The sequence below is a fragment of the Hyphomonas sediminis genome, assembly GCF_019679475.1.
In the GTDB taxonomy this organism is placed as follows: Bacteria; Pseudomonadota; Alphaproteobacteria; order Caulobacterales; family Hyphomonadaceae; genus Hyphomonas; species Hyphomonas sediminis.
The window spans coordinates 50,800-70,975 of sequence record NZ_JAIEZP010000001.1 but is presented as its reverse complement, the minus strand read 5'-3'; the positions used below and the strand labels follow the sequence as shown (position 1 = coordinate 70,975).

The 20,176-nt window shown below is 63.9% G+C and carries 20 protein-coding genes; 5 read left to right on the top strand and 15 right to left on the bottom strand.

Annotated features, from left to right (window positions below; translation table 11 throughout):
* Nucleotides 1–83 precede the first annotated feature (83 nt).
* Together K1X12_RS00365 and K1X12_RS00360 are read left to right on the top strand one after the other, a co-directional pair.
* Entirely contained in the window at nt 84–1,460 is a 1,377-nt protein-coding gene (locus K1X12_RS00365; protein ID WP_220985657.1) for a class II 3-deoxy-7-phosphoheptulonate synthase, read from the top strand.
* A gap of 61 nt (nt 1,461–1,521) precedes the next feature.
* Complete coding sequence (locus K1X12_RS00360; protein ID WP_220985656.1) at nt 1,522–2,712, top strand: hypothetical protein; 1,191 nt, start codon at nt 1,522–1,524, stop codon at nt 2,710–2,712.
* Between the two features lie 76 nt (nt 2,713–2,788).
* Here the strand turns inward: K1X12_RS00360 and K1X12_RS00355 are convergent, their stop codons facing one another.
* From K1X12_RS00355 to K1X12_RS00345, 3 genes are read right to left on the bottom strand one after another with little or no spacing between them, the layout of a single operon-like run.
* On the bottom strand, nt 2,789–3,412 hold the full coding sequence (locus K1X12_RS00355) for a DUF3558 family protein (RefSeq protein ID WP_220985655.1): 624 nt from the start codon (nt 3,410–3,412) through the stop codon (nt 2,789–2,791).
* Nucleotides 3,409–3,723, bottom strand: coding sequence for a hypothetical protein (locus K1X12_RS00350; RefSeq protein WP_220985654.1), 315 nt, complete (start codon nt 3,721–3,723; stop codon nt 3,409–3,411). The genes K1X12_RS00355 and K1X12_RS00350 overlap by 4 nt, the downstream gene beginning before the upstream one ends.
* The gene (locus K1X12_RS00345) at nt 3,724–5,334 is read right to left on the bottom strand and encodes a hypothetical protein (RefSeq protein WP_220985653.1); all 1,611 of its coding nucleotides are present in this window, start codon (nt 5,332–5,334) and stop codon (nt 3,724–3,726) included.
* Between the two features lie 278 nt (nt 5,335–5,612).
* Between K1X12_RS00345 and K1X12_RS00340 the strand changes: the two genes are divergently transcribed.
* A complete protein-coding gene (locus K1X12_RS00340) occupies nt 5,613–7,031 on the top strand; it encodes an MATE family efflux transporter (RefSeq protein ID WP_220985652.1) in 1,419 nt (472 codons plus the stop codon).
* A 32-nt stretch (nt 7,032–7,063) separates the two neighbouring features.
* On the opposite strand, the gene K1X12_RS00335 is transcribed toward K1X12_RS00340, so the two are convergent.
* From K1X12_RS00335 to K1X12_RS00325, 3 genes are all read right to left on the bottom strand, one after another.
* On the bottom strand, nt 7,064–7,330 hold the full coding sequence (locus tag K1X12_RS00335; protein WP_220985651.1) for an HU family DNA-binding protein: 267 nt from the start codon (nt 7,328–7,330) through the stop codon (nt 7,064–7,066).
* Nucleotides 7,331–7,429: 99 nt separating this feature from the next.
* Entirely contained in the window at nt 7,430–8,341 is a 912-nt protein-coding gene (locus K1X12_RS00330) for a hypothetical protein (RefSeq protein ID WP_220985650.1), read from the bottom strand.
* Nucleotides 8,342–8,343: 2 nt separating this feature from the next.
* A complete protein-coding gene (locus tag K1X12_RS00325) occupies nt 8,344–9,366 on the bottom strand; it encodes an NADP-dependent oxidoreductase (RefSeq protein ID WP_220985649.1) in 1,023 nt (340 codons plus the stop codon).
* Nucleotides 9,367–9,594: 228 nt separating this feature from the next.
* Here K1X12_RS00325 and K1X12_RS00320 point away from each other — a divergent pair, with 228 nt between their 5' ends.
* The gene (locus K1X12_RS00320) at nt 9,595–10,521 is read left to right on the top strand and encodes a Gfo/Idh/MocA family protein (RefSeq protein ID WP_220985648.1); all 927 of its coding nucleotides are present in this window, start codon (nt 9,595–9,597) and stop codon (nt 10,519–10,521) included.
* Nucleotides 10,522–10,524: 3 nt separating this feature from the next.
* Here the strand turns inward: K1X12_RS00320 and K1X12_RS00315 are convergent, their stop codons facing one another.
* From K1X12_RS00315 to radA, 5 genes are all read right to left on the bottom strand, one after another.
* On the bottom strand, nt 10,525–11,241 hold the full coding sequence (locus tag K1X12_RS00315) for an SDR family NAD(P)-dependent oxidoreductase (protein ID WP_220985647.1): 717 nt from the start codon (nt 11,239–11,241) through the stop codon (nt 10,525–10,527).
* A gap of 21 nt (nt 11,242–11,262) precedes the next feature.
* The gene (purF, locus tag K1X12_RS00310; RefSeq protein WP_220985646.1) at nt 11,263–12,714 is read right to left on the bottom strand and encodes an amidophosphoribosyltransferase; all 1,452 of its coding nucleotides are present in this window, start codon (nt 12,712–12,714) and stop codon (nt 11,263–11,265) included.
* A 115-nt stretch (nt 12,715–12,829) separates the two neighbouring features.
* Entirely contained in the window at nt 12,830–13,693 is an 864-nt protein-coding gene (locus K1X12_RS00305) for a hypothetical protein (RefSeq protein ID WP_220985645.1), read from the bottom strand.
* Between the two features lie 74 nt (nt 13,694–13,767).
* Nucleotides 13,768–14,301 carry a CvpA family protein gene (locus tag K1X12_RS00300; RefSeq protein WP_220985644.1) on the bottom strand — a complete coding sequence of 178 codons (534 nt, stop codon included), beginning with the start codon at nt 14,299–14,301 and terminating at the stop codon, nt 13,768–13,770.
* Entirely contained in the window at nt 14,294–15,676 is a 1,383-nt protein-coding gene (gene radA, locus K1X12_RS00295; RefSeq protein ID WP_220985643.1) for a DNA repair protein RadA, read from the bottom strand. The genes K1X12_RS00300 and radA overlap by 8 nt, the downstream gene beginning before the upstream one ends.
* Before the next feature lie 134 nt (nt 15,677–15,810).
* Here radA and K1X12_RS00290 point away from each other — a divergent pair, with 134 nt between their 5' ends.
* Nucleotides 15,811–16,998: a TIGR03862 family flavoprotein gene (locus tag K1X12_RS00290; RefSeq protein ID WP_220985642.1), complete on the top strand. Its 1,188-nt coding sequence runs from the start codon at nt 15,811–15,813 to the stop codon at nt 16,996–16,998.
* On the opposite strand, the gene K1X12_RS00285 is transcribed toward K1X12_RS00290, so the two are convergent.
* From K1X12_RS00285 to alr, 4 genes are read right to left on the bottom strand one after another with little or no spacing between them, the layout of a single operon-like run.
* The gene (locus tag K1X12_RS00285) at nt 16,952–17,527 is read right to left on the bottom strand and encodes a HutD/Ves family protein (RefSeq protein ID WP_220985641.1); all 576 of its coding nucleotides are present in this window, start codon (nt 17,525–17,527) and stop codon (nt 16,952–16,954) included. The genes K1X12_RS00290 and K1X12_RS00285 overlap by 47 nt on opposite strands.
* 18 nt (nt 17,528–17,545) lie before the next feature.
* Nucleotides 17,546–18,319, bottom strand: a complete 774-nt coding sequence (locus tag K1X12_RS00280) for an ABC transporter ATP-binding protein (RefSeq protein WP_220985640.1) — start codon at nt 18,317–18,319, stop codon at nt 17,546–17,548.
* On the bottom strand, nt 18,319–19,104 hold the full coding sequence (locus K1X12_RS00275) for an MlaE family ABC transporter permease (protein WP_220985639.1): 786 nt from the start codon (nt 19,102–19,104) through the stop codon (nt 18,319–18,321). Before K1X12_RS00275 ends, K1X12_RS00280 begins: the two co-directional genes overlap by 1 nt.
* Nucleotides 19,105–19,110: 6 nt before the next feature.
* Nucleotides 19,111–20,166 carry an alanine racemase gene (gene alr / locus K1X12_RS00270; protein WP_220985638.1) on the bottom strand — a complete coding sequence of 352 codons (1,056 nt, stop codon included), beginning with the start codon at nt 20,164–20,166 and terminating at the stop codon, nt 19,111–19,113.
* Nucleotides 20,167–20,176 lie beyond the last annotated feature (10 nt).

Here is a 20,176-nt window from a genome sequence, read left to right as displayed (position 1 = left end):
TTCTTGCAGTGAAATTATGGTGAAACTTGAGCAAGGGGCGCTCATATGTTTTATCGCCGCGAAACTTGTAGTGAGACCGAGCAATGACCTGGCAACCTTCCGACTGGCGCAACCTGCCCGCAAAGCATATCCCGCAGGACTATCCCGATGCCGCTGCCCTGGCAGCCGCGGAGTCCCGCCTGAAGAGCTTTCCGCCGCTGGTATTTGCCGGTGAAGCCCGCCGCCTGAAGTCGCGCCTGGCCGACGTGGCCGCCGGCAAGGCCTTCCTGCTGCAGGGCGGGGACTGCGCGGAGAGCTTCAAGGAGTTCCACCCGGATAACATCCGCGACACCTTCCGCGTGATCCTGCAGATGGCGGTCGTGCTGACCTTTGCAGCGGCCAAGCCAGTCGTGAAAGTCGGCCGCATTGCCGGCCAGTTCGGCAAGCCGCGCTCCGAGCCGACCGAGACGATCGATGGCGTCACGCTGCCGTCCTACCGGGGCGACAACATCAACGGCATGGAGTTCACGCCGGAGAGCCGGATTCCCGACCCCGAACGCCTGATCCAGGCCTATTCGCAGTCAGCGGCGACGCTGAACCTGCTGCGCGCCTTCAGCCAGGGGGGCTATGCCAGCCTCGCCAATGTGCATCGCTGGATGCTCGGCTTCGTGGATCGCAGCTCTCAGGGCGAGCGCTATGAGAAGCTGGCGGACCAGATCTCCGCCTCGCTGCGCTTCATGGAAGCTGTTGGCCTGAACGCTGAAACCGTGCCGCAAATGGCACAAGTTGAGTTCTACACCAGCCATGAAGCGCTGTTGCTGGGCTATGAGGAAGCGATGACGCGCATCGATTCCACCAGCGGCGACTGGTACGATACCTCCGCCCACATGCTGTGGATCGGCCACCGCACGCGCCAGATCGACCATGCCCACGTCAATTTCTGCAAAGGCGTGAAAAACCCGATCGGCATCAAATGCGGCCCCGGCATGGAGACGGACGAACTCCTCCGCCTCATCGACACGCTGAACCCGAAAGACGAGCCCGGCCGCATCACGCTGATCTCGCGCTTCGGCTCTGAAGGCGTGAAGGCCGGCCTGCCGCCGTTGGCACGCGCCGTGAAAAAATCCGGCCGCACGGTCGTCTGGTCCTGCGACCCGATGCACGGCAACACGCTGAAAACCGGCACCGGCTTCAAGACGCGCCCTGTGGACCGCGTTCTCTCCGAAGTGCGCCAGTTCATCGATGTTCTGTCGGCGGAAGGCTGCTATCCGGGCGGCGTCCACTTCGAGATGACCGGTCAGAACGTCACCGAATGTATCGGCGGCGCGCAGGCGATCTCCGAAGAGGATCTTTCCAGCCGCTACCACACCCATTGCGACCCGCGTCTCAATGGCGAACAGGCGCTGGAACTGGCCTTCCTCGTGGCCGAAAAACTCCAGGCAGCTGAAGCCGACGCTGCCGGCTCCCGCAAGGCGGGCTGAAGTTTTACTTCAAGGTAGAATTCCCCTAAGCTCCCGGAAGGCAACTTCCGGGAGTTTTCGTATGGTCCGTGCCCTGCTGGTGGCGAGCGCTCTGACTCTGGCATCCTGCGCTTCACAAGCGCCTGGGCAGCAGGGTGCGGCCGCTGATCCGCCCTATGTGGTGTCTGAAGAAATGCAGGATGCGCGGCGGGAATACCTGCAACATGCCGGGGCGTTCCTTGCTGATCCCGGTTCGGATACCAGCCGGGGCTGGCACCAGCAGACGATCGCCCTGTTGGGCCGGGAAGACCTGCAGGCCCTCATTCCGGAATCTACAAACTGGTTCCCGAAATCCGATTGTGCTGAAGGCGCAGGCGATGCGATTGGCGAAATCGTGCGGCGCGCCGAAGCCTATTCTGTGGTGATCGTCAACGAAGATCACGCCGTTCCCCAGCATCGCGGCGTGATTGCGGGCCTTGTTCGTGAACTGACTGCATCCGGCTTCACGCATTATGCCGCCGAGGCGATGTATCCGGACGCTGTGACGCCGAGGGACGATCACGCCACGCGGGTGAGCGATGGCTGGTACACGCAGGACCCGCAATTGGCGGCTCTGCTTGCGGAGCTGCGCGCGGCTGGCACGACGCTCGTTCAATATGAGCAGCGGCCTGAACAGCGCGCGCCGGACGATGCTTCCATGGACGAGTCCATCAATGCGCGCGAAGAAGCCCAGGCAAACAACCTCATCGAAGCTGTGTTTGCACGCGCGCCGGAAACCCGGATCATCATCCATGTCGGGCATGCGCATGTGTATGAGATGGTCAATGGCCAGCCGAGTGTGTGGATGGCAGCCCGCCTGAAAGCGAAGACCGGCATTGATCCGCTGACGATTGATCTGACGCCGTGCAAGCCTGGTGGCGCCGCGCCGGTATTGGCGGGCGAGGTGACCTTCAGGGGCAATCCCTGGGCGCCGGGAACAGATCTGGTGGCCCGTATGCCGGTAGTGACGTTCACCTCAAACCGGCCGGATTATCGGCGTAGCGCCGAGACGCAAGACATTGCCGTTCCCGAGGCGCTTCGTCCGGTATCCGGCCTGGCGATCATCGAGGCGCGGCGTGCCGGGGAGGGGGATGAAATTGTCCCTTCAGACCGCCTGCTGCTACGCCCCGGCGAAGAGATCCCGTTGATCCTGATGCCGGGCGATTATGTCGTGGTCGCCTTCGGAGCAGAGGGACTTCTTGAGAGGCCCGTGCAGCTCACTGTCACGCGATGAGTTTTCCCCGGCAGCCTGCTCCTGCCGGAGATCGCCCACAATATCGCCAACGACGCCTCGACGCTGTTCTGAAGCGTTAGAGCCCGTAAGTCTCGATCAGCTTGGTAGTAAAGGCGAGGGCGCGCTCGTCCTTCGCCGCTTTGGCGGCTTCATCATCGCGCGCGGTCTTCTTCGCGTTCAGCGTAATGGCAGCGCTCTCATCGTCCGAGTTCGGAAAGATCACGAGGCTCCCGCGGCTCTTGCGATAAATCGCCGTCACCGTGCCGCTGCCATCGCCCACCTGGATGAAGCCGCCCATCTCTGCGGCAAGCTTCACCTGTTCCGCGCGCTCGCCTGCAAGGTTTTCTGCGCTGTCCCAGGTCACCACATTGGCGCTGAACAGCTGCGCGCCGTCAGCGTCTTTCCACACGCAGCTCGTTTCCGTCGCCGTGGTTGCCGCGTCGCCGGTGGCGGGCAGGCCAAGGGCAGCCAGATCCTCTGCGCTCAGCCAGCTGCAGGGGTTTTCATTCACCACGCTTGCCCATTTGTCCCAGTCGAAGCTGCCCGTTGCCGTCACGGGCGTCGCCGGCTGGCCGGGCTCGGTGGCGGCAGGTGCCGCTTCCGGCGTTGCGGGCGCCTCGGCAGGCGCGGCAGGTTCACTGCCACCACAAGCGGCGACACCCGCCAGAAGCAGCGCGCAGATCGAAGCCGTCAATCTCATTCCATCTTCTCCTTCAGCGGCGCGAAATCGACCCAGGTGTAAATCGTCTCGAGGTCTTTCAGCGGCCCGGCGGTCGCGGCCATCTGGCCATCCGCCATCGTCTCATAAAGCAGGATGCGGCCATCCTCGCGCGGCACGCCCCAATATTCCTTGCCATCGGTGCTGCTGAGCTTCACGGCGTCGGCAGGCAGGCCTTCAGGCTGCGCGCTCTGGCTGGCCGGGGTGTCGCCGGGGGAGGCGGTCGCCGGCGCCCCGCACGCCGCCACCAGCGCCAGTGCCGCTGCGCCCAGCATCCGTTTCAATTGTGCCATTTAGTTCGCCCTCTGATAACTGGCCTTCATGGTCTGGTAAAACAGCTGGCCATCAGTGCTGCGCCACATCGGATTGTTGTTGAGATCGGCTTCGCATTTGCCCAGCTCGTCCAGAATGCCGCTCAGCTTGTCATTGAACTCGGCCCGCTTGGCATCATAGGCGTCCTTTGTCCCCTGGAAGCTCTTCTGAATGCCGGCCTTTTCCTTCGCCCAGGACATTTCGACAAACTGGTGCGGTTTGGGCACCGTGTCGCCCATCGTGATGGCCGTGTTCACGAACTCTGCAGTGCTCATCAGGATGATCCGCAGACGCTCATAATTCAGCATCAGCTCGTCCAGCTCCGTCAGCGGCGCGCTGAAGCAGGCCTTGCACGCCTCGAAATTCTCCCAGCCCGCTTCCACGGCGGCGTCCGCCTCGCTGCGGTCGATGGCCGGCGGGCGGCAGCTCAGTGGCAGGGGAGGCAGGTTGGACGGGTCGGGCTCATTCTTCCGGTCAGATTCCACCAGCATCCGCAGCTGTTCGATCTCCGCCCGGTTGGCCGAAGCCTGCCGGTTGAGGTCCGCGATCCGCTGTTCCGCCGCGTCCAGCCGCTCGGCATAGTCGGCGTCCACCGGCGCATCGGCGTCATCCTTGGGCGCGTTGCTGGGATCGAAGTCTTCCGGTTTCAGCTCCACCGGCCCGCCTGCGGTTGTCGTGCCCTCTCCGGCGAACGGATTGTCCTTCGGGGTTTCGTCCGGCTTGCCCGCGGTGGCGTCCTTGTCCTTGTCGCCGGGCACTTCTGGCGGCGGCTTGTCGACATCGAAGGGATTGGCCACTTCGCCCGGCTTCGGCTCTGCCGGCGGCGTGCCCGGCCGCGTGATGCCATCGCCGGTGAACGGGTTGATGCCGCCATCGGGCGGGCCGGTCTCGCCCTGCGCCATGGCCGGTGCTGGCTCGTGCACCGCTGCCATCGTCAGGCCGCCGATGATCAGCAGCGCTGCTGCCCCGCCCTTGCCCCGGCGCATCACCATCAGGCCGAGGAACACGACGATCACCGCCAGCAGGCCCGCGATCACATACATGATGATTGGCGTGCCGCCGGTTGCCGGGGCGCTTGCGCCGCCTGCGCTGTTCGGGCTGGCCGTGCCGCCTCCCTGCATTGCGGTGTTGGTGTAAACCGTCGCCAGGCTCGGCAGGGCAGGCGTGCCCTCCCAGAAAACCACGGTTGCGCGCGCTGGCTGACCATCGGGCGAGGTCAGCTGCACGCCGACATCGCCATAGGCCCGGCCCTCAAAGGCGAACGTGCCGTCGCGTCCGGTATCGCCTGTCTGCACGGCCTTGCCCCAGTTCTGCCGGTGCAGCGTCACCTCCAGCGGCCGCGCCTTGGCCGCCGCAATCACCTGCACGGAGAAGGGAGCCGAAACATTGGTGCCGCGCACATAAAGGCGCACAGGCGTCTCTCCGACCGTCACTTCGGTCGCCGCCATGCGCCCGTCCTTATCCGGACGGTCTTTATAATCTAGCTTCTCGGCCTTGATTTCGTCGCCCGGCGGCGTGCCCGGTTCGGCGAATGCAAATCCGGCAATAAGCGCCCCCAGAAGGACGGCTGCAATCAATCGTCCAAGCGGCATCGTTCCATCCCCTAAAGTGCCGGTTGAGCCTGAATTTGCATTTGAGACTGACTGACACCGCCAGCCTGATCAACCCCAAATCCCGGCCGCCTTGGCTAACCGCGCGCTAACCGCTGCGCGATCTGCAGTGTTTGCGGCGCATCCGCCTGCAGAGGAAAATGCACGGACGCAAAAAATTCATTGTCCGGATGGCTTGCCCTGAAGTGGGGTTTCGGGCATCACGCCCGGCTGCTCAAAAATCAGGCATCAGCCTGGACAAAGACCAAGGGAGGGCAGTCATGACGGCGACTTCGCGCCTGCCCGCCTGGGCGCGGGCAAAAGATATTCTGGACCTGATCCGCCTGTCGGTGCCGATCGCTGTCAGCCGTATGGCGATGATGCTGATGGGCCTGACGGATGCGATCGTGCTTGGCCAGTATGCGCCGGGTGAGCTTGCCTTTGTGCTGTCCGCCTGGCTGCCGATCGGTGTGTCGCTCGGTTTCGGCATCGGCATCCTGCTCGGTGTGCAGGTGCTGACCTCCGAAATGCTGGGCACAGGCCGTGAGGCGGGCTCGGGCCGCATCTTCCGGCGCGGGCTCTGGTGGTCGCTTGTGCTCGGCGCCCTGCTCACGCTGGCGCTGGTGCCTTTCGCGCAGCCCTTCTTCCATTGGATCTTCGTCACCATCGCGCCCGAAGGGCAGGGGGCCGGCCAAGCTGTGCCGCCCGATGTCGTGGCGTCGTCCACGGCGGCGGTCACGCGCATCTTGGCGTTCGGCCTGGTCGGCCACATGGTTTCGCAGGCCTGCTCCTACTACCTGGAAGCGCTGCGCCGCCCGCTGCTGGTCACCATCGTCATGTATACCGGCGTGGTCATCAACATTTTCGGCAACCTCGCCCTTGTGGCGGGCTGGTGGGGCTTCCCCCAGATGGGCGCAGAAGGCGTTGCCTGGTCCACTACGGTCACGCGCTGGCTGATCGCTATCATCATGCTCATCTTCGTCGCCGCGCTTACGCCGGGCTTCCGCCGGTCGCCGCCGGCAGAGGCGGGCGAGGCGCGCCGCCAGTTCGACGTCGGCACAGGTACGGCCATCTCCAATGTTGCCGAATGGGGCGGCTTCAACGTCACCTTCATTATTGCCACCTGGGTCTCCATCGCGGCCAACGCCGTCTATGGTTATTCGGTTCAGGTGATGGGCGTGTGCTTCATGTTCTATCTCGGCATTGCCACGGCTACGTCCGTGCGCGTGGCCGAGGCCATGGGCCGGGGCAATCCGGATGAAGTCCGCAATGCGGGCCGCCTCGGCGTCGCGGCTACGTTCGTCATGGGCATCGTGATGGGTGTACTGCTGGTCAGCTTCGCCGGGCCGATCTCTCGCCTGCTGGTGCGGGAAGATGCGATCATCGGCGGCGTGGCGATTGCGCCTGCCATTGCCGGCCTGCTCTGGCTTGCGGCAGCGGCGACGGTGTTTGACGGGCTTCAGGCCACGGCGTCTTTTGCGCTGCGCGCACAAGGCATGGTCTGGCTGCCCAGCGCCATCCATCTCAGCTCGTTCTTCGTGGTGATGATCCCGGTCTGCTACCTGCTGGCCATCGTGTTGGAGCGGGGCGCACCGGGCGTGCTGGAAGGGGCCTTCATCGGCGTCTTCGTGGCCGGAACGCTGCAGCTTATCCTGCTGGAACTGAAAGCGGCGCGCTCCGGTGTGAAGCGCGCCGCCTGATCCGGATCGGTCCCCTAGAGGGGACGGTCCCCTTAGATGTCTTTCAGAGCCGACGCCGGCTTGAATGCCATCGAGGTCTTTTCAGGGATCTTGATCGTTTCTTTGGTTGCCGGATTGCGGCCTTCGCGCGCGTTCCGGGTCTTGGCCGAGAAAGTGCCAAAGCCTGCGATTGCAACCTGCTGGCGTTTCTTCACTGCCCCAGCGACGGTCTCGAACAGGGCGTCGACGGCTTTGCCGGCGTCGCTCTGAGACAGGCCGGAGGCCGCTGCCACCGCTTTGGTCAGTTCACCCTTATTCATAGGGGTTCTCCTCTAGGTTAAATGACGCTTGCGCGCCATTGGGCCGACTTACCCACGATTCGTAGGCCGTGAATACGTCGAGGGCCCAATAAACACGGGCTAAACGCCGAGAATCCAGCCCTCTTCTTCGGCCACGTCCCTGTTTTGTTCAGGGGAAAGTGATTTGGCTGTGGAAAAAGACGCTGCAAGTGTGCCTTTTTCGTCCAGATCTGCGTAGTGGCGGGCGATCTGGCGGACCTGGGCCTCGTCGGCGACCTCACCTTTTTCTGGCTTTGCCTTGACCAGGGCGGGGTAAATCTCGGCCATGACGACGCTGATTCCCTCCAGGGCATCGCGGGTCAGGGGCTCGGTGCCGAGCTCGAAGGGCCACACGCGGGATGTCGGCCAGGCCTGCCGCAGGGCATGCACATGGGGGATACCGGTCAGCGTCTGGCTGCCGACGGAACCGGCATAAGCGAGCTGCCAGACAGACTTCGGCTGCCCGATTTTGTTCTCTTTAAGGTAGTTTTCGCAATGGCGGTGTTCGGCGAGTGCCGCGCCCTCGAATTCCGGTCGCGTCGCCGCAAGGGTCGAAACCACATCGCGGGTGGGGGCGCCCCAGAAGGGGAACGGGCCTTTGGAGATGGCGTAGTTCATGCCGGCGGCAATGGCATACCGCGCATTGGAATTGTCCGGCTTCTCTTTCATCTTGGTGGCCAGGTGGGCATACATCGCCGCCCACGGCGCCTGCGCCGAGGTGTCGAGGCCAAGCGCTGCCGCCGTGCCTGCCGGGAAGCCCAGCGCAAAGTCGAAGCCGATAAGAACCTTGTCGCCGCGCTTGGTCAGCTTGGCCACCATGTCCTCGATGAAGGCGCGCGCCTTCAGGCGGGTGTCGATGTTCACGCCGCGATATTGCAGCTTCAGTCGGGCATCCTTCGCCAGGATGCCGATCCAGATCGAATTGGCGCCGAGCGACGGCTTTGACGCCGCGCTCCAGTCAACCATGATGTAGGCGTCAAAAAGAGCAGCCATGTCTATCCCAGTTTAACCAGCATCTTGCCGGTGTTTGCACCGGTGAACAGGCCGAGGAACGCGTCTGGCGCCTTCTCGATCCCGTTCATCACGGTTTCCTCATATTTCATTTTCCCGCCGGCAATCCATTTGGCCATGTCGGCGTGGAAGGCGGGCGTCATATCGGCATGTGTGGAAACAATGAAGCCCTGAAGCTTCAATTGTTTGCCCACCGCCTGAATGATGTTGTGCGGGCCTTCCGGTTTGCCGGTCTCGTTATACTGCGCAATCATTCCGCAAAGCGCCATGCGTGCAAACGGGCGGGCCGCTTCGATTGCGGCGGCCAGGTGATCTCCGCCCACATTGTCGAAATACACGTCGATGCCTTTGGGCGCGGCAGCCTTCAGCGCTGTCACCAGGCCGTCAAAGCCCTTGGCCTGCTTGTAGTCGATCACATGATCGGCGCCGAGTGCCTTCACGACCGCGCATTTGTCCGCCCCGCCGGCTGAACCGATCACGGTCGCGCCCTTGATCTTGGCAATCTGCACCACGGTCGAGCCAACCGCGCCGGCTGCGCCGGAAACGAACACCGTGTCGCCTTCCTTCAGCTCGCCCACGCGCAGCAGGCCGGCATAGGCCGTCAGCCCCGGCATCCCGGCAACGCCCAGATACGCACTCTCCGGAAGGCCGCTGGCGGGCAGCTTCTGCACCATCGCCGCTTGCGGCGCCGCCACCCAGGCTGTGCGCCAGCCGAGCATTGAGGAGACAAGGTCGCCGGTTTTGAAGTCGGGATGGGCCGAGGCCGTCACGCGGCCCACGGCGCCGCCCTGCAGCGGCTCGCCAATCTGGAAGGGCGGCACATAGCTTTCCCGGTCATACATCCGGCCGCGCATATATGGGTCAACAGACATCCAGGTGTTCACCACCTGGATCTCGCCGTCCTTCGGATCGGCAATCTCGGTCTTGCGGGCGGCGAAGTCGGAGAGTTTGGGCATCCCGACAGGGCGCGCGGCGAGGGTCCACTCAGTGGCAGTCAGTTTAGACATGGCGAAGTCCTTCCCTGGTTCATTCCGGACGCTTTTTGATGCGATCTGTCCCGGTTCGTACTCAAAAATACACACTTTGCCCCATCAGATGACCTGCCAGGCCCGGCCTGTGAAGGGGTGACCCGAAGAATCCCCCGCCGCGCAGTATTCCGGCCAGCTTCAGCCCGAGACTTGCCGTTCCCGCCCGCCAATGTCATGTCGGCTGCAACAAAAAGGACAAGGGCAGGCATGACCAGGCTGAAAGTGGGCGTCGCGGGCGCCGGCGTTTTCGGAAATTACCACGCGCAGAAAGCCGCCGCCTCGGCGCGCGCAGACCTCGCCGGCATCTTCGATGTAGACCTCACCCGCGCCCAGAAGCTGGCCGATACCTTTGGCACTCGGGGCTTCGCTGATTATCGTGAATTCCTCAGCCAGTGCGATGCTGTCGTGGTGGCCGTTCCGGCCACCTGGCACGAGAAGCTCGCCCGTGAAGCCATTGAGGCGCACTGCCATGTCCTCGTCGAAAAGCCGCTGGCGCTCTCAGGCCTGGCTGCGCGCGACCTGGCCGATGAAGCTGCTGCCCGCGGGCGCATCCTGCAGGTCGGCCACCAGGAACGCTTCGTGGCCATGGCCATGGGCGTGCTGGCGATCAAGGAAACGCCGACCCTGATCGAGTCGGTCCGCTCCGGCCCGCCGACGCCCGGCGGGCGGGCGGGGGATGTATCGGTGATCTGGGATCTCATGATCCACGATCTCGATCTGGCGGCGATGATGCTGGGGCGTGAGTTCACGCAGGTCGAAGCCACCGGCCGCATCGTCCATTCCGGCAAGATCGACGAGGCCGAAGCGGTGTTCAACTATGCCAGCGGCGGCAAGGCGAAGCTGCGCGCCAGCCGCGCTGCAGAGTTCCGGGAACGGACGATGCGTGTTGTCTATCCCTCGGGCGAGATCGACATCGACTTCCTCACGCGCCGTCTGAAAAATACGACACCTTACGAAGTGAAGGTGGATATCGCCGCTGACCTGCCGGACCCGCTGGGCGCAGCCGATGAAGGCTTCTACGCCGCCTGCCTTGGCCTTGCGCGCAGCCCGGTTCCGGCCCACGGCGCCGTTGCCGCCGTTGCGATGGCAGAAGCCGCAGAGGCCAGCGTGCTGGCCGCCATTCCGGCAAAATAGACGTTAGCTGCGCGCGATCTCGCGGAACACGACGCGCGCGCCTGTGCGCGTTTCTTCCGGCGCGACGAGTTTCACCAGTTCTGCGGCCACTTCCTCGGGCGTCGGCAGCGTCATCGGGTCTTCGCCCGGCATCGCTTCGGCGCGCATGCCGGTGCGCACGGCGCCGGGATCGAACAGGTTGACGCGCAGCGCCATCTTCTCGCTCTCGTCGGCCCAGGCTTTGACGAGTGCTTCGAGGCCAGCCTTGGAAGCCTGGTAAGGCCCCCAGAAAGCGCGCGGGCGGGGCACCACGCCGGACGTGACAAACACGGCGCGCGGGCTTTCCGCGCGGTGCAGGGACGGTCCCAGCGCGCGGATCAGGTGCGCGTTGGCGGTGAGGTTCACCTGAATCGTTTCTTCAAAGCTGCGCGGGCCGCAGGTTTCCAGCGGGCCCAGCGTGCCAAGCAGGCCGGCATTGGCAACGAAGCCATCGAGCGTGCCGAAATTCTCGGAGATAATCTTGCCAAGCGTCTCGATGCCCTTGGTGTCCTTGAGGTCCATCGGCACCAGCACGGCTTCTGAGCCAAGCTTGCGGATTTCATCGTCAAGCTTTTCCAGCGCCGCCTTGGAGCGGGCGACAGCCACGACAACATTGCCCTGCCGGGCAAGCTCAAGGCTGATCGCACGGCCAATGCCGCGCGACGCGCCGGTAACAAGAACAAGTCTGGGTTTCTCGGACATGCCGGGCGTTTAGCGCGCCCGTTACACGTCGTCCAGCAGGGAGAGCTGGCGCTCTTTGTCCGCCTGATCGCGCTGATGGTCTGCCAGCGGGGTCGGATAGTCGCCCGTGAAGCAGTGGTCGGCAAATTGCGGCTGGGCTCCATTGCGCACCGGCTCGCCGATGGCCTTGTAGAGACCCGGCACCGACAGGAAGCCGAGGCTTTCGACCTTCAGCTCGCGTACCATTTCCTCGTGCGTGTGGATGGCGGCGAAAAGTTCGGATTTTGCCGCCATGTCGATGCCGTAAAAATCCGGGTTCACGATGGGCGGGCTGGCCGAGCGGAAGTGGATTTCCCGCGCGCCGGCTTCGCGCACCATTTGCACGATTTTCTTGGACGTGTTCCCGCGCACAACGGAATCGTCGACCAGGATAACGCGCTTGCCTTCAAGCACGGCGCGGTTCGGGCTGTGCTTCTTGGAAATGGCCGTCTGGCGCCCGGTCTGCGTCGGCTGAATGAAGGTCCGGCCGACATAATGGTTCCGGATGATGCCCATCTGGAACGGGATGCCGGAGGCTTCGGAAAAACCGAGTGCGGCCGGCACGCCGGAATCCGGCACCGGCACGATCACGTCAGCATCCGCAGGCGTTTCGGCGGCGAGCTGTTGGCCCATCCGGCGGCGGACTTCATAGACCGAGCGGCCCTGAATGAAGCTGTCGGGGCGGGCGAAGTAGACATATTCGAAGATACACGGGCTTGGCGGGCGCGGCGGGAAAGCGCGGATCGACTCGATGCCTTCCTCGCTGATGACGACCAATTCGCCATTCTCGATCTCGCGTACGAACTCAGCGCCGATGATGTCGAGCGCGCAGGTTTCAGACGCGAGCACATAGGATTTGCCGCGACGGCCAAGGATGAGCGGGCGCAGGCCAATCGGATCGCGTGCGCCGATCAGTTTCTTGCCAGTGATGCCAACGAGCGCGTAGCCGCCTTCGATCTGATGCATCGCATCGACGAGGCGTTCGACGAACTTTTTCTTAGGGCTGCGGGCGACGAGGTGGAGGATCACTTCAGTGTCCATCGTCGACTGGAAGATCGCGCCGCTGCGGACCAGTTCCTTGCGCAGGATACGGGCGTTGGTCAGGTTGCCGTTGTGAGCAACGGCGAACCCGCCGGTATCAAGATCTGCGAAGATCGGCTGAATGTTGCGAAGCATCGGCCGGCCCTGCGTGGAGTACCGGTTGTGGCCGATCGCGGCATGGCCGGGAAGGCGCTGACGAAGGTCTCCGCCGAAGCTCTCTCCGACGAGGCCCATATGGCGTTCGGAGGCGAAGCGCTTGCCGTCAAAGCTGACAATGCCGCACGCCTCCTGTCCACGGTGTTGGAGGGCATGGAGGCCGAGCGCGGTCAAAAGACTGGCTTCGGCGCTCCCAAAGACTCCGAAAACCCCGCACTCTTCGTGGGGTTTGTCGTCATCATGATCGAAGTAGACCATCGGACGTTCCGGCTCTGCTATGTGGGGCGGGGCTGCTTGCGGCCGATATAGGCCTGTTTGTCCGGCGGCGAAAGCCCGGCAATGACATTCCTGTCATCAAATCACAGGCTGTGTGTCAGAACGGCACTGCCGGCGTCGAGGCTGTATGGCGAAACACGATGTCCGCCGACCAGGATTTCTCGCCGAGGAGTGCAGGCACTTCGAGGCCTTTTTCAGCGCGCCACGCGGCGATCGCGGGCTTTGCGGGAAGGTCGCGAAGGTCCAGCCAGCCGCTTGCTGGAATGATGTCGCTGAGTGCGCTTCCCGAGGCTTGTGCAAGCCAGACATGTGGGCGGGCAGGGACGCCGGGTGTGCGCGCTTCAGCCGCGACGGCCTTTTCGCTTTCCTGCGAGGCGAGCTGTTCCATGCCCCAGAAGATGACCGTGCGGTTTGACTCGGCAGAGGCAGCCGCATCGCAATGCACGCCGGAGATCTTCAGGGGACGGTCAAGGTTCACCGCGTTCCAGCCGCGCGCGACGGTCAGCACATCGGCAAGCGCTTCGGTTTTCTGACTGTCCGGGAGGGGCGCCGCACGGACCACATCTGCCGCCAGATCGCTGGTTGCGGCGCCGCTGGCGTATTGATCCAGAATGCCGGCGCCCTCGCAGGGAACGTTGAGCAGGAGCAGGCCCGCTGCGCCCGATCCGATCAGGGCTTCGGTGAGCGCAGACTTCAGTCGCTGGTCTTCCTGGTAGCGTTCCCAGCCTGAAGCGAAGCTGACCTGGGCAGTGCCTTCCAGCTTCTTCGCCAATGTCTGAATGCCCGGATCGTCCGCCGAGAGGGTGGCCACCGGCACGCTTAGCGGTGCCAGAAGGCTGGCGGCAGAGTCGACTGTCTCGACGCTTACGGATGGCGGCGAGGGCGCCTGCGTCGCGCAGGCTGCCAGCATCAGCGCGCCGCAGAAAGCAGCGATTGGCGTTCTGCCATCGAAATTCAGCATCGGAGTTTCCCTGAAACGATCAGTAAACAGGAGCCTAGCCACCAGACGGGCCGAAGCAAGCGCTGGACGAGCTTCTAGCGCTGATCTTCGCGCACGGCGCTCAATTCGCGGCTGGCTTCTTCGGCTTCGCCCGTCACCCCGTCGGCAATCTGCTCAAGATAGGGGTAGGTGAAGCTCTCGGCGATGAAAGGCGGCACGCGGTCATGCTCGACGGCGACGTTCAGCAGCACGGCGAAGAAGACCAGCGCAATGAAACCACGGAAAATGCCGAAGACGAGCCCGGCAATATGGTCGAACAGGCCGATTTCGCCATTCGTCATGATAGATTTCGACAGGCTCTGCCCGAACCAGGCGACGATCACATAGACGATCAGGAAGGCCGTCACGACGAGGATCACGTCCGGCGCCAGCGGATGGGTGCCGTCCGGCAGCATCTGGGCAACCGTGCCGGAGAGGAACTTGCGGGCGTAATAGGCGGCGGCGAGCGCGCCGATGAAGGCGCCGAGCGTTGCCAGTTCCCGCAGGAAGCCGCGCGCGAACGCCATGATCGCGGAAACGACAATCACGCCGACGACGATTCCGTCAAAAGCTGAAATGTTTTCAAGCATCAGGCGCGTCCGGCGCGAGTAAATCAACGAGGCCGATAAGCCTTGCAATCGGCGCCACCGTCAAGCCGCTCTCTGCTGATGTTACCCCCTCGGGCGCAAAAGCGTTGCGAAAGCCGAGCCGGGCTGCCTCCTTGATGCGCTGATCCATGCGGGGCGCAGGCCGGACAGCGCCGGAAAGGGCAATTTCGCCAAAGAACACCGAGCGGTTGGGAACTGGATTGCCCGAGAGCGAGGAGAGCAGTGCCGCGGCTGCTGCAAGGTCGCCCGCCGGTTCCGTAATCTTGTAGCCGCCCGCGACCGAGAGATAGACATCCATGCCCGCCAGATTGATACCGCAGCGCGCCTCCAGCACGGCCAGCAGCATGGCGAGACGCCCGGAATCATAGCCGATCACACTGCGCCGGGGCGTGCCGAACGGGCTCTTGGCGACAAGGGCCTGCACTTCCGCCAGAACCGGGCGCGAGCCCTCCATTGCGGCGAACACCGCTGTGCCGCCGCCGGGCTCGTCATCCGCCGAGAGGAAGAGGGCGGAGGGTTCTTTTGCCGGGGCGAGGCCGAACTGGTGCATTTCGAAGATGCCGATCTCGTCCGTCGGCCCGAACCGGTTCTTCACCGCGCGCAGGATGCGGAACTGGTGGCCGCGCTCGCCCTCGAAATAGAACACGGCATCGACAAGGTGTTCCACCACGCGTGGGCCGGCAATCGTACCTTCCTTGGTGACATGGCCTACAAGCACCAGCGCAGCGCCGGATTTCTTGGCCCAGCGCACAAGTTCCTGCGCGCAGGCGCGGACCTGCGCCACAGAGCCCGGCGCAGCTTCCAGTCCATCGGACCAGAGCGTCTGGATCGAGTCGATTACCACGAAAGCGGGCGAAGCTTCCTTCAGCGCCGAGAGGATCTTGCGAAGATCGGTTTCGGTGGCGAGCTGGACAGGAGAGTTGGCGACCTTCAGCCGCTTGGCCCGTTCCTGGATCTGCGCAGCGGCCTCCTCGCCGGAGACATAGACCGTCTTCACGCCATTGCGCGCAAGGCGCGCAGCCGCCTGCAGCAGGAGTGTGGATTTACCGATGCCGGGGTCGCCGCCGATCAGCGTGGCAGAGGCGGGCACGATGCCCCCGCCGAATACGCGGTCGAGTTCATCGACGCCGATCACGATCCGGTCGGGCGTTTCGGTCACGGCGTCGAGCGCAACGAACTCGGCCTTCGGGCCGCGCTTGGTGCCGGCCTTCTCGGCCTTCAGCGCGCCGGGCGGGGCGGAGACAGCTTCTTCCACCAGCGTGTTCCACTCGCCGCAGCTTTCACAGCGCCCGGCCCATTTGGCGTGCACGGCGCCGCAAGCCTGGCAGACAAAAGCGGAGGTGGAGGTTTTGGCCATAAGGAATCGGAACCCTGAGTATGAGGCGCGGAGTCTAGGCGGGCAGGCAAAGCGGCGCAAATGCCTTGGCCACCTGACGGACAGAAAATCTGCAAAAGCTGGCGACCCGCGCGACCAGCCGCTAAAGGGGCGGGATGAAACGCGTTGCGATCATCGGGGCAGGGCCGGCGGGCCTCATGGCGGCTGAGGCAGCCCTCGCGCGCGGCGCGCAGGTGTCTATCTATGACGCGATGCCCAGCCCGGCGCGCAAATTCCTGATGGCCGGCAAGAGCGGCCTCAACATCACCCATTCTGAAGACGAGAGCTTGTTCCGTTCCCGGTATACCGCGCCCGATGGCCGGCTCGCCGCGATGATCGACGCGTTCGGCCCGGCAGAGATTGTCGCCTGGATGAAGGGTTTGGGCATCGAGACCTATGCCGGCTCCTCCGGCCGGGTGTTCCCGGTCGGCATGAAGGCCTCGCCATTGCTGCGTGCCTGGCTTGCCCGGCTCAGCGCAGGCGGAGCAACGCTGCATACGCGCCATCGCTGGACGGGATGGGACCGGTCAGGACGGCTATGCTTTCGCGCGCCGGAAGGGGAGGTAACGGTCGAGGCTGACGCCGCCATCCTCGCGCTTGGCGGGGCAAGCTGGTCGCGCCTCGGCTCGGATGGCGGATGGGCGCCGCTGCTGGCCGCGCGCGGCGTGGAGATCGAGCCCTTCGGCGCTGCCAATTGCGGATTTCATATTCCGTGGTCAGATCACATGCTGAAGGCGCATGAAGGCGCCTCCATCAAGGGTGTGCGCCTCTCAGCCTTCGGGCAGGAAAGCCGGGGCGATTTCGTCATCACGAAACGCGGCCTCGAAGGCGGCGCGCTTTATCCCCTTGCGGCCAGCCTTGCCGCTGCTGCCCGCCGGGGCGATCCGCAAACGCTGATGATCGACCTTCTGCCGGATGCAGGCGAAGCGGATCTGGCAAGCCGGCTCGCATCATCGCCGGCAAAGGAATCCCTGTCCAACCGCCTGCGGAAAGCCGCGCGCCTGCCGCCCCCAAAGATCGCACTCTTTCAGGAACTGTTCCGGGGCAATGCGATGCGTGATCCTGCGCAGATCGCCAGCACCCTGAAAGCCTTCCCGCTGCGGCTGCATGGCCCGGCGCCGCTCGATACCGCTATCTCGACCTCCGGCGGTGTCTCCTGGAGCGCGCTCGATGACACGCTGATGCTGAGGGACATTCCGGGTACGTATTGTGTTGGAGAGATGGTCGCCTGGGACGCGCCGACCGGCGGCTATCTGCTCACGGCCTGTCTGGCGATGGGCCGGGCTGTTGGGGCAAGAATTTGATCAGCAAGACGGGGCCGCCCGCGATGCGGATACTCTCCGGGGCATCCGTTTCAAATCTCAGAAGGTCGGTCTCTGCCAATTGTCTGCCTGCAACGATCGCGGGGGCCAATGCGAAGAAGAATCCAGATCCGGGCGCCAGATTGTGGGCCTCGCTGTCAGACAATCGCGCAACTTCCGCATCGAAGCTGCCTCTGCGAGTCATGATGTTGAGATCCATGGCTGGGGCCTGGCCGGGGTCTCCGTGGAAGGGCGCGCCGCCATCAAAGGCAAGGCTCTCACCTGGCAACAGCGTGTGGGTTTGTCCTTCAGAAGTAAGAAGCAGCTTCCCCCGCAGAAGCGTCAGGTGCCGGTCAATTCCTTCAAACTTCGAGAAGTCTCCGGCTTCGCTGACTGTGGCGATGCTTATGCGCCAGTCGAATGTGTCCATTGACGCGCCAGCCGGAGAAACCGCGGCTTCTTCAGTGCTTCCGCCGCCATTCTTCCACGGTGCAGGTTTTCGCTCCGACGCTGGCAGGTGAACAAGCTGCATGTAGCCCCCATCCGGGTATCAGATTGCCGGCTGGATCGGCCCTTCGGCTCGTCCGTTCACGAACTGGTCCACATAGTCGTTGCCGCTGGAATAGACATCCTTTGCCGCGCCGCGCCAGATGATGCGGCCTTCGAACAGCATGGCGATCTCGTCGGCGATCTTGGTCGCAGAGGCCATGTCATGCGTAATCGTCACGGCCGCGGCGCCAAGGCCGCGCACCATTTCAAGGATCAGGTCGTTGATGGCGTCGGCCGTGATCGGATCAAGGCCCGTCGTCGGTTCGTCGAAGAAAATGAGGTCGGGCTCGGAGATGATCGACCGGGCGAGCGAGACGCGCTTCTGCATGCCACCGGAAATCTCTGCCGGGTAGAGCGCGCCAACATCAGAGCCAAGGCGCACTTTCTTCAGTGTGTCGATGGCGCGTTCCTTGGCGTCCTTGCGGCTCATGCCTTCGGAATTGATCAGACGGAAGGCGACGTTTTCCCACACGGTGAGGGAGTCAAACAGCGCGCCGGACTGGAACAGCATGCCGATGCGTGCGCGCATCCGTTCGCGTTCCTTGCCTCTGGCATTGGTCACGTCTTCGCCGTCGAACAGGATGCGTCCCTTGTCGGGTGTCATCAGGCCGAGCGCGTTCTTCAGCATCACCGATTTGCCCGAGCCCGAGCCGCCGATCACGACAAGGCTCTGGCCAGGGGCCACATCGATGTCCACGCCGCGCAGGACGGTTTTCGTCCCGAAGGATTTTTCGACGCCTTCCAGTTTCAGCAGGGGGTGTGCCGCATCAGTCATCACAGGCCGATCTCCACGAACAGGGTGGACATGACATAGTTGAAGGCGAGGATGAGGACCGCTGCGCCTACCATCGAAAGGGTCGCGGCGCGGCCAACGCCGGTTGCGCCAGCCTGGCTGCGGTCGCCCTGATAACAGCCCATGACGGCGATCACGGCGCCAAAAACCACGGCCTTGATCAGGCCGGCAAGAATGTCGTTGCGGGTCACGAAATCGAGCGTGTTGCGCAGGTAGACCGTCGAGTCGAAGCCAAGGCCATACACGCTGACCAGCCAGCCGCCCATCACGCCGATAATGTCGGCCAGCGCGACCAGCATCGGCAGGGTGATCAGGGCTGCAAGGAAGCGCGGCGCATAGAGGTAGCGGAAGCGGGAGGCGGAGAGCGTTTCCAGCGCGTCGATCTGTTCAGTCACGCGCATGGCGCCAATCTCGGCGGCGATCCCTGCGGAGACGCGGCCCGCCAGCATCAGGCCGGTGATTACCACGCCAAGTTCCCGCGTGATCCCCAGCACCACGATGCTCGGTACGAATTGCTCAGCGCCATAGCGGCTGCCGCCTTCATAGATGTTGAGGGCGAGCGCGGCGCCGATGAATACGGCAGAAAGGCCGACAACGGGCAATGAGTAGAAGCCGATCCGCACCATCTGGCGCAGGATTTCGCCGCCATACCAGCGGGGCGTGAAGGCCGCCGCTTTGACCTGGGTGGCAAAGCTCGTCAGGCGGCCGACCTCGGTGAACAGTCCAAGCGTCGCCCGGCCGATGAGTTGGAGGGGATTAGGCATCATCTGGCCTCAGCGGTAGACACGTTGCACCCTGGGGCCAAGGCCCGTGAGCAGTTCATAACCCAGCGTGCCGCAGGCGGCTGCCTGCGCCTCGAGTTTGGCGTTCTCACCCAGAAATTCAACCCGCGCGCCCGGCTTGGCGTGTTTTGCGCAGTCAGTGACGTCCAAAGTCATCATATCCATGGAGACGCGTCCGAGTACGGGGCAGGGGTTCCCCTGCAGCCATCCGGTCAGGCGGTTCGCCCCGGCGCGGGGTATACCGTCGGCATAGCCGAGTCCGACGGTCGCCAGCATGCGGTCTTCGCTCAGCGTATATGCGCCGCCATAGCCAACCTGAGTGCCAGCGCGTCCTTTGAAGGTCGCGAGGATCGTGGCCTCCAGCATCACGCCGGGTTTCAGCTTCACCTTCTCCGGCGGCTCGGTCCCGCCATAGAGGGCAAGGCCTGGCCGCGTCAGGTCGTAGGCAAACCCTTTGCCGAGATAACAGCCGCTGGAATTGGCAAGGCTGGCTGGCGTATCGGGGAAGGCATCGGCAATTTCATTGAACGCCTTGCGCTGGGCGGCGTTGACCGGATTGTCCGGCTCATCGGCGGAGACCAGATGGCTCATCACCAGAACGGGCTGCAGGCGGCGTAAATCCGCCAGATCCTTTTCCGTCATGTCGGCGGGCAGGCCCAGCCGGTTCATGCCGGTGTCGAAATGCAGCGCGCAGGAGCCTTTGGGCGCGTTGGCCCAGAGCTTCGCATGGGCCTCGCTGGAGAGCACGGCGGTCAGGTCGGCGTCCCGGTAAAGCGCCATTTCGCCCCGCACGGGGCCGTTCAGTACAAAGATGCGGGCCGCTTTCCCGGCGGCCTTGCGCACCACAAGGGCTTCTTCGGCATAGGCAACAAAGAAGGTCTGGCATCCGGCAATCCGGAGGCTGCGCGCGACACGCGCCGCGCCCAGGCCATAGGCGTCCGCCTTCACCACCGCAGCCGTTGTCGTGCCGGGGTGCAGGGCGTCCAGAGTTCTCCAATTGTCCGCAATGTTGCCGGTCATCACGGTGGCATGGGGCATAAGGGTCATGCGCCCACCG

Excerpts from the sequence above, each read along its gene's own strand:
- K1X12_RS00360 (WP_220985656.1), top strand. The coding sequence starts at position 1,522 with ATGGTCCGTGCCCTGCTGGTGGCGAGCGCTCTGACTCTGGCATCCTGC.
- purF (WP_220985646.1), bottom strand. The coding sequence starts at position 12,714 with ATGGTCTACTTCGATCATGATGACGACAAACCCCACGAAGAGTGCGGG.
- radA (WP_220985643.1), bottom strand. The coding sequence starts at position 15,676 with ATGGCCAAAACCTCCACCTCCGCTTTTGTCTGCCAGGCTTGCGGCGCC.
- K1X12_RS00305 (WP_220985645.1), bottom strand. The coding sequence starts at position 13,693 with ATGCTGAATTTCGATGGCAGAACGCCAATCGCTGCTTTCTGCGGCGCG.
- K1X12_RS00345 (WP_220985653.1), bottom strand. The coding sequence starts at position 5,334 with ATGCCGCTTGGACGATTGATTGCAGCCGTCCTTCTGGGGGCGCTTATT.
- K1X12_RS00330 (WP_220985650.1), bottom strand. The coding sequence starts at position 8,341 with ATGGCTGCTCTTTTTGACGCCTACATCATGGTTGACTGGAGCGCGGCG.
- K1X12_RS00365 (WP_220985657.1), top strand. The coding sequence starts at position 84 with ATGACCTGGCAACCTTCCGACTGGCGCAACCTGCCCGCAAAGCATATC.
- K1X12_RS00350 (WP_220985654.1), bottom strand. The coding sequence starts at position 3,723 with ATGGCACAATTGAAACGGATGCTGGGCGCAGCGGCACTGGCGCTGGTG.
- K1X12_RS00300 (WP_220985644.1), bottom strand. The coding sequence starts at position 14,301 with ATGCTTGAAAACATTTCAGCTTTTGACGGAATCGTCGTCGGCGTGATT.
- alr (WP_220985638.1), bottom strand. The coding sequence starts at position 20,166 with ATGACCCTTATGCCCCATGCCACCGTGATGACCGGCAACATTGCGGAC.
- K1X12_RS00285 (WP_220985641.1), bottom strand. The coding sequence starts at position 17,527 with ATGCAGCTTGTTCACCTGCCAGCGTCGGAGCGAAAACCTGCACCGTGG.
- K1X12_RS00315 (WP_220985647.1), bottom strand. The coding sequence starts at position 11,241 with ATGTCCGAGAAACCCAGACTTGTTCTTGTTACCGGCGCGTCGCGCGGC.
- K1X12_RS00355 (WP_220985655.1), bottom strand. The coding sequence starts at position 3,412 with ATGAGATTGACGGCTTCGATCTGCGCGCTGCTTCTGGCGGGTGTCGCC.
- K1X12_RS00275 (WP_220985639.1), bottom strand. The coding sequence starts at position 19,104 with ATGATGCCTAATCCCCTCCAACTCATCGGCCGGGCGACGCTTGGACTG.
- K1X12_RS00340 (WP_220985652.1), top strand. The coding sequence starts at position 5,613 with ATGACGGCGACTTCGCGCCTGCCCGCCTGGGCGCGGGCAAAAGATATT.
- K1X12_RS00320 (WP_220985648.1), top strand. The coding sequence starts at position 9,595 with ATGACCAGGCTGAAAGTGGGCGTCGCGGGCGCCGGCGTTTTCGGAAAT.
- K1X12_RS00325 (WP_220985649.1), bottom strand. The coding sequence starts at position 9,366 with ATGTCTAAACTGACTGCCACTGAGTGGACCCTCGCCGCGCGCCCTGTC.
- K1X12_RS00290 (WP_220985642.1), top strand. The coding sequence starts at position 15,811 with ATGAAACGCGTTGCGATCATCGGGGCAGGGCCGGCGGGCCTCATGGCG.
- K1X12_RS00335 (WP_220985651.1), bottom strand. The coding sequence starts at position 7,330 with ATGAATAAGGGTGAACTGACCAAAGCGGTGGCAGCGGCCTCCGGCCTG.
- K1X12_RS00280 (WP_220985640.1), bottom strand. The coding sequence starts at position 18,319 with ATGACTGATGCGGCACACCCCCTGCTGAAACTGGAAGGCGTCGAAAAA.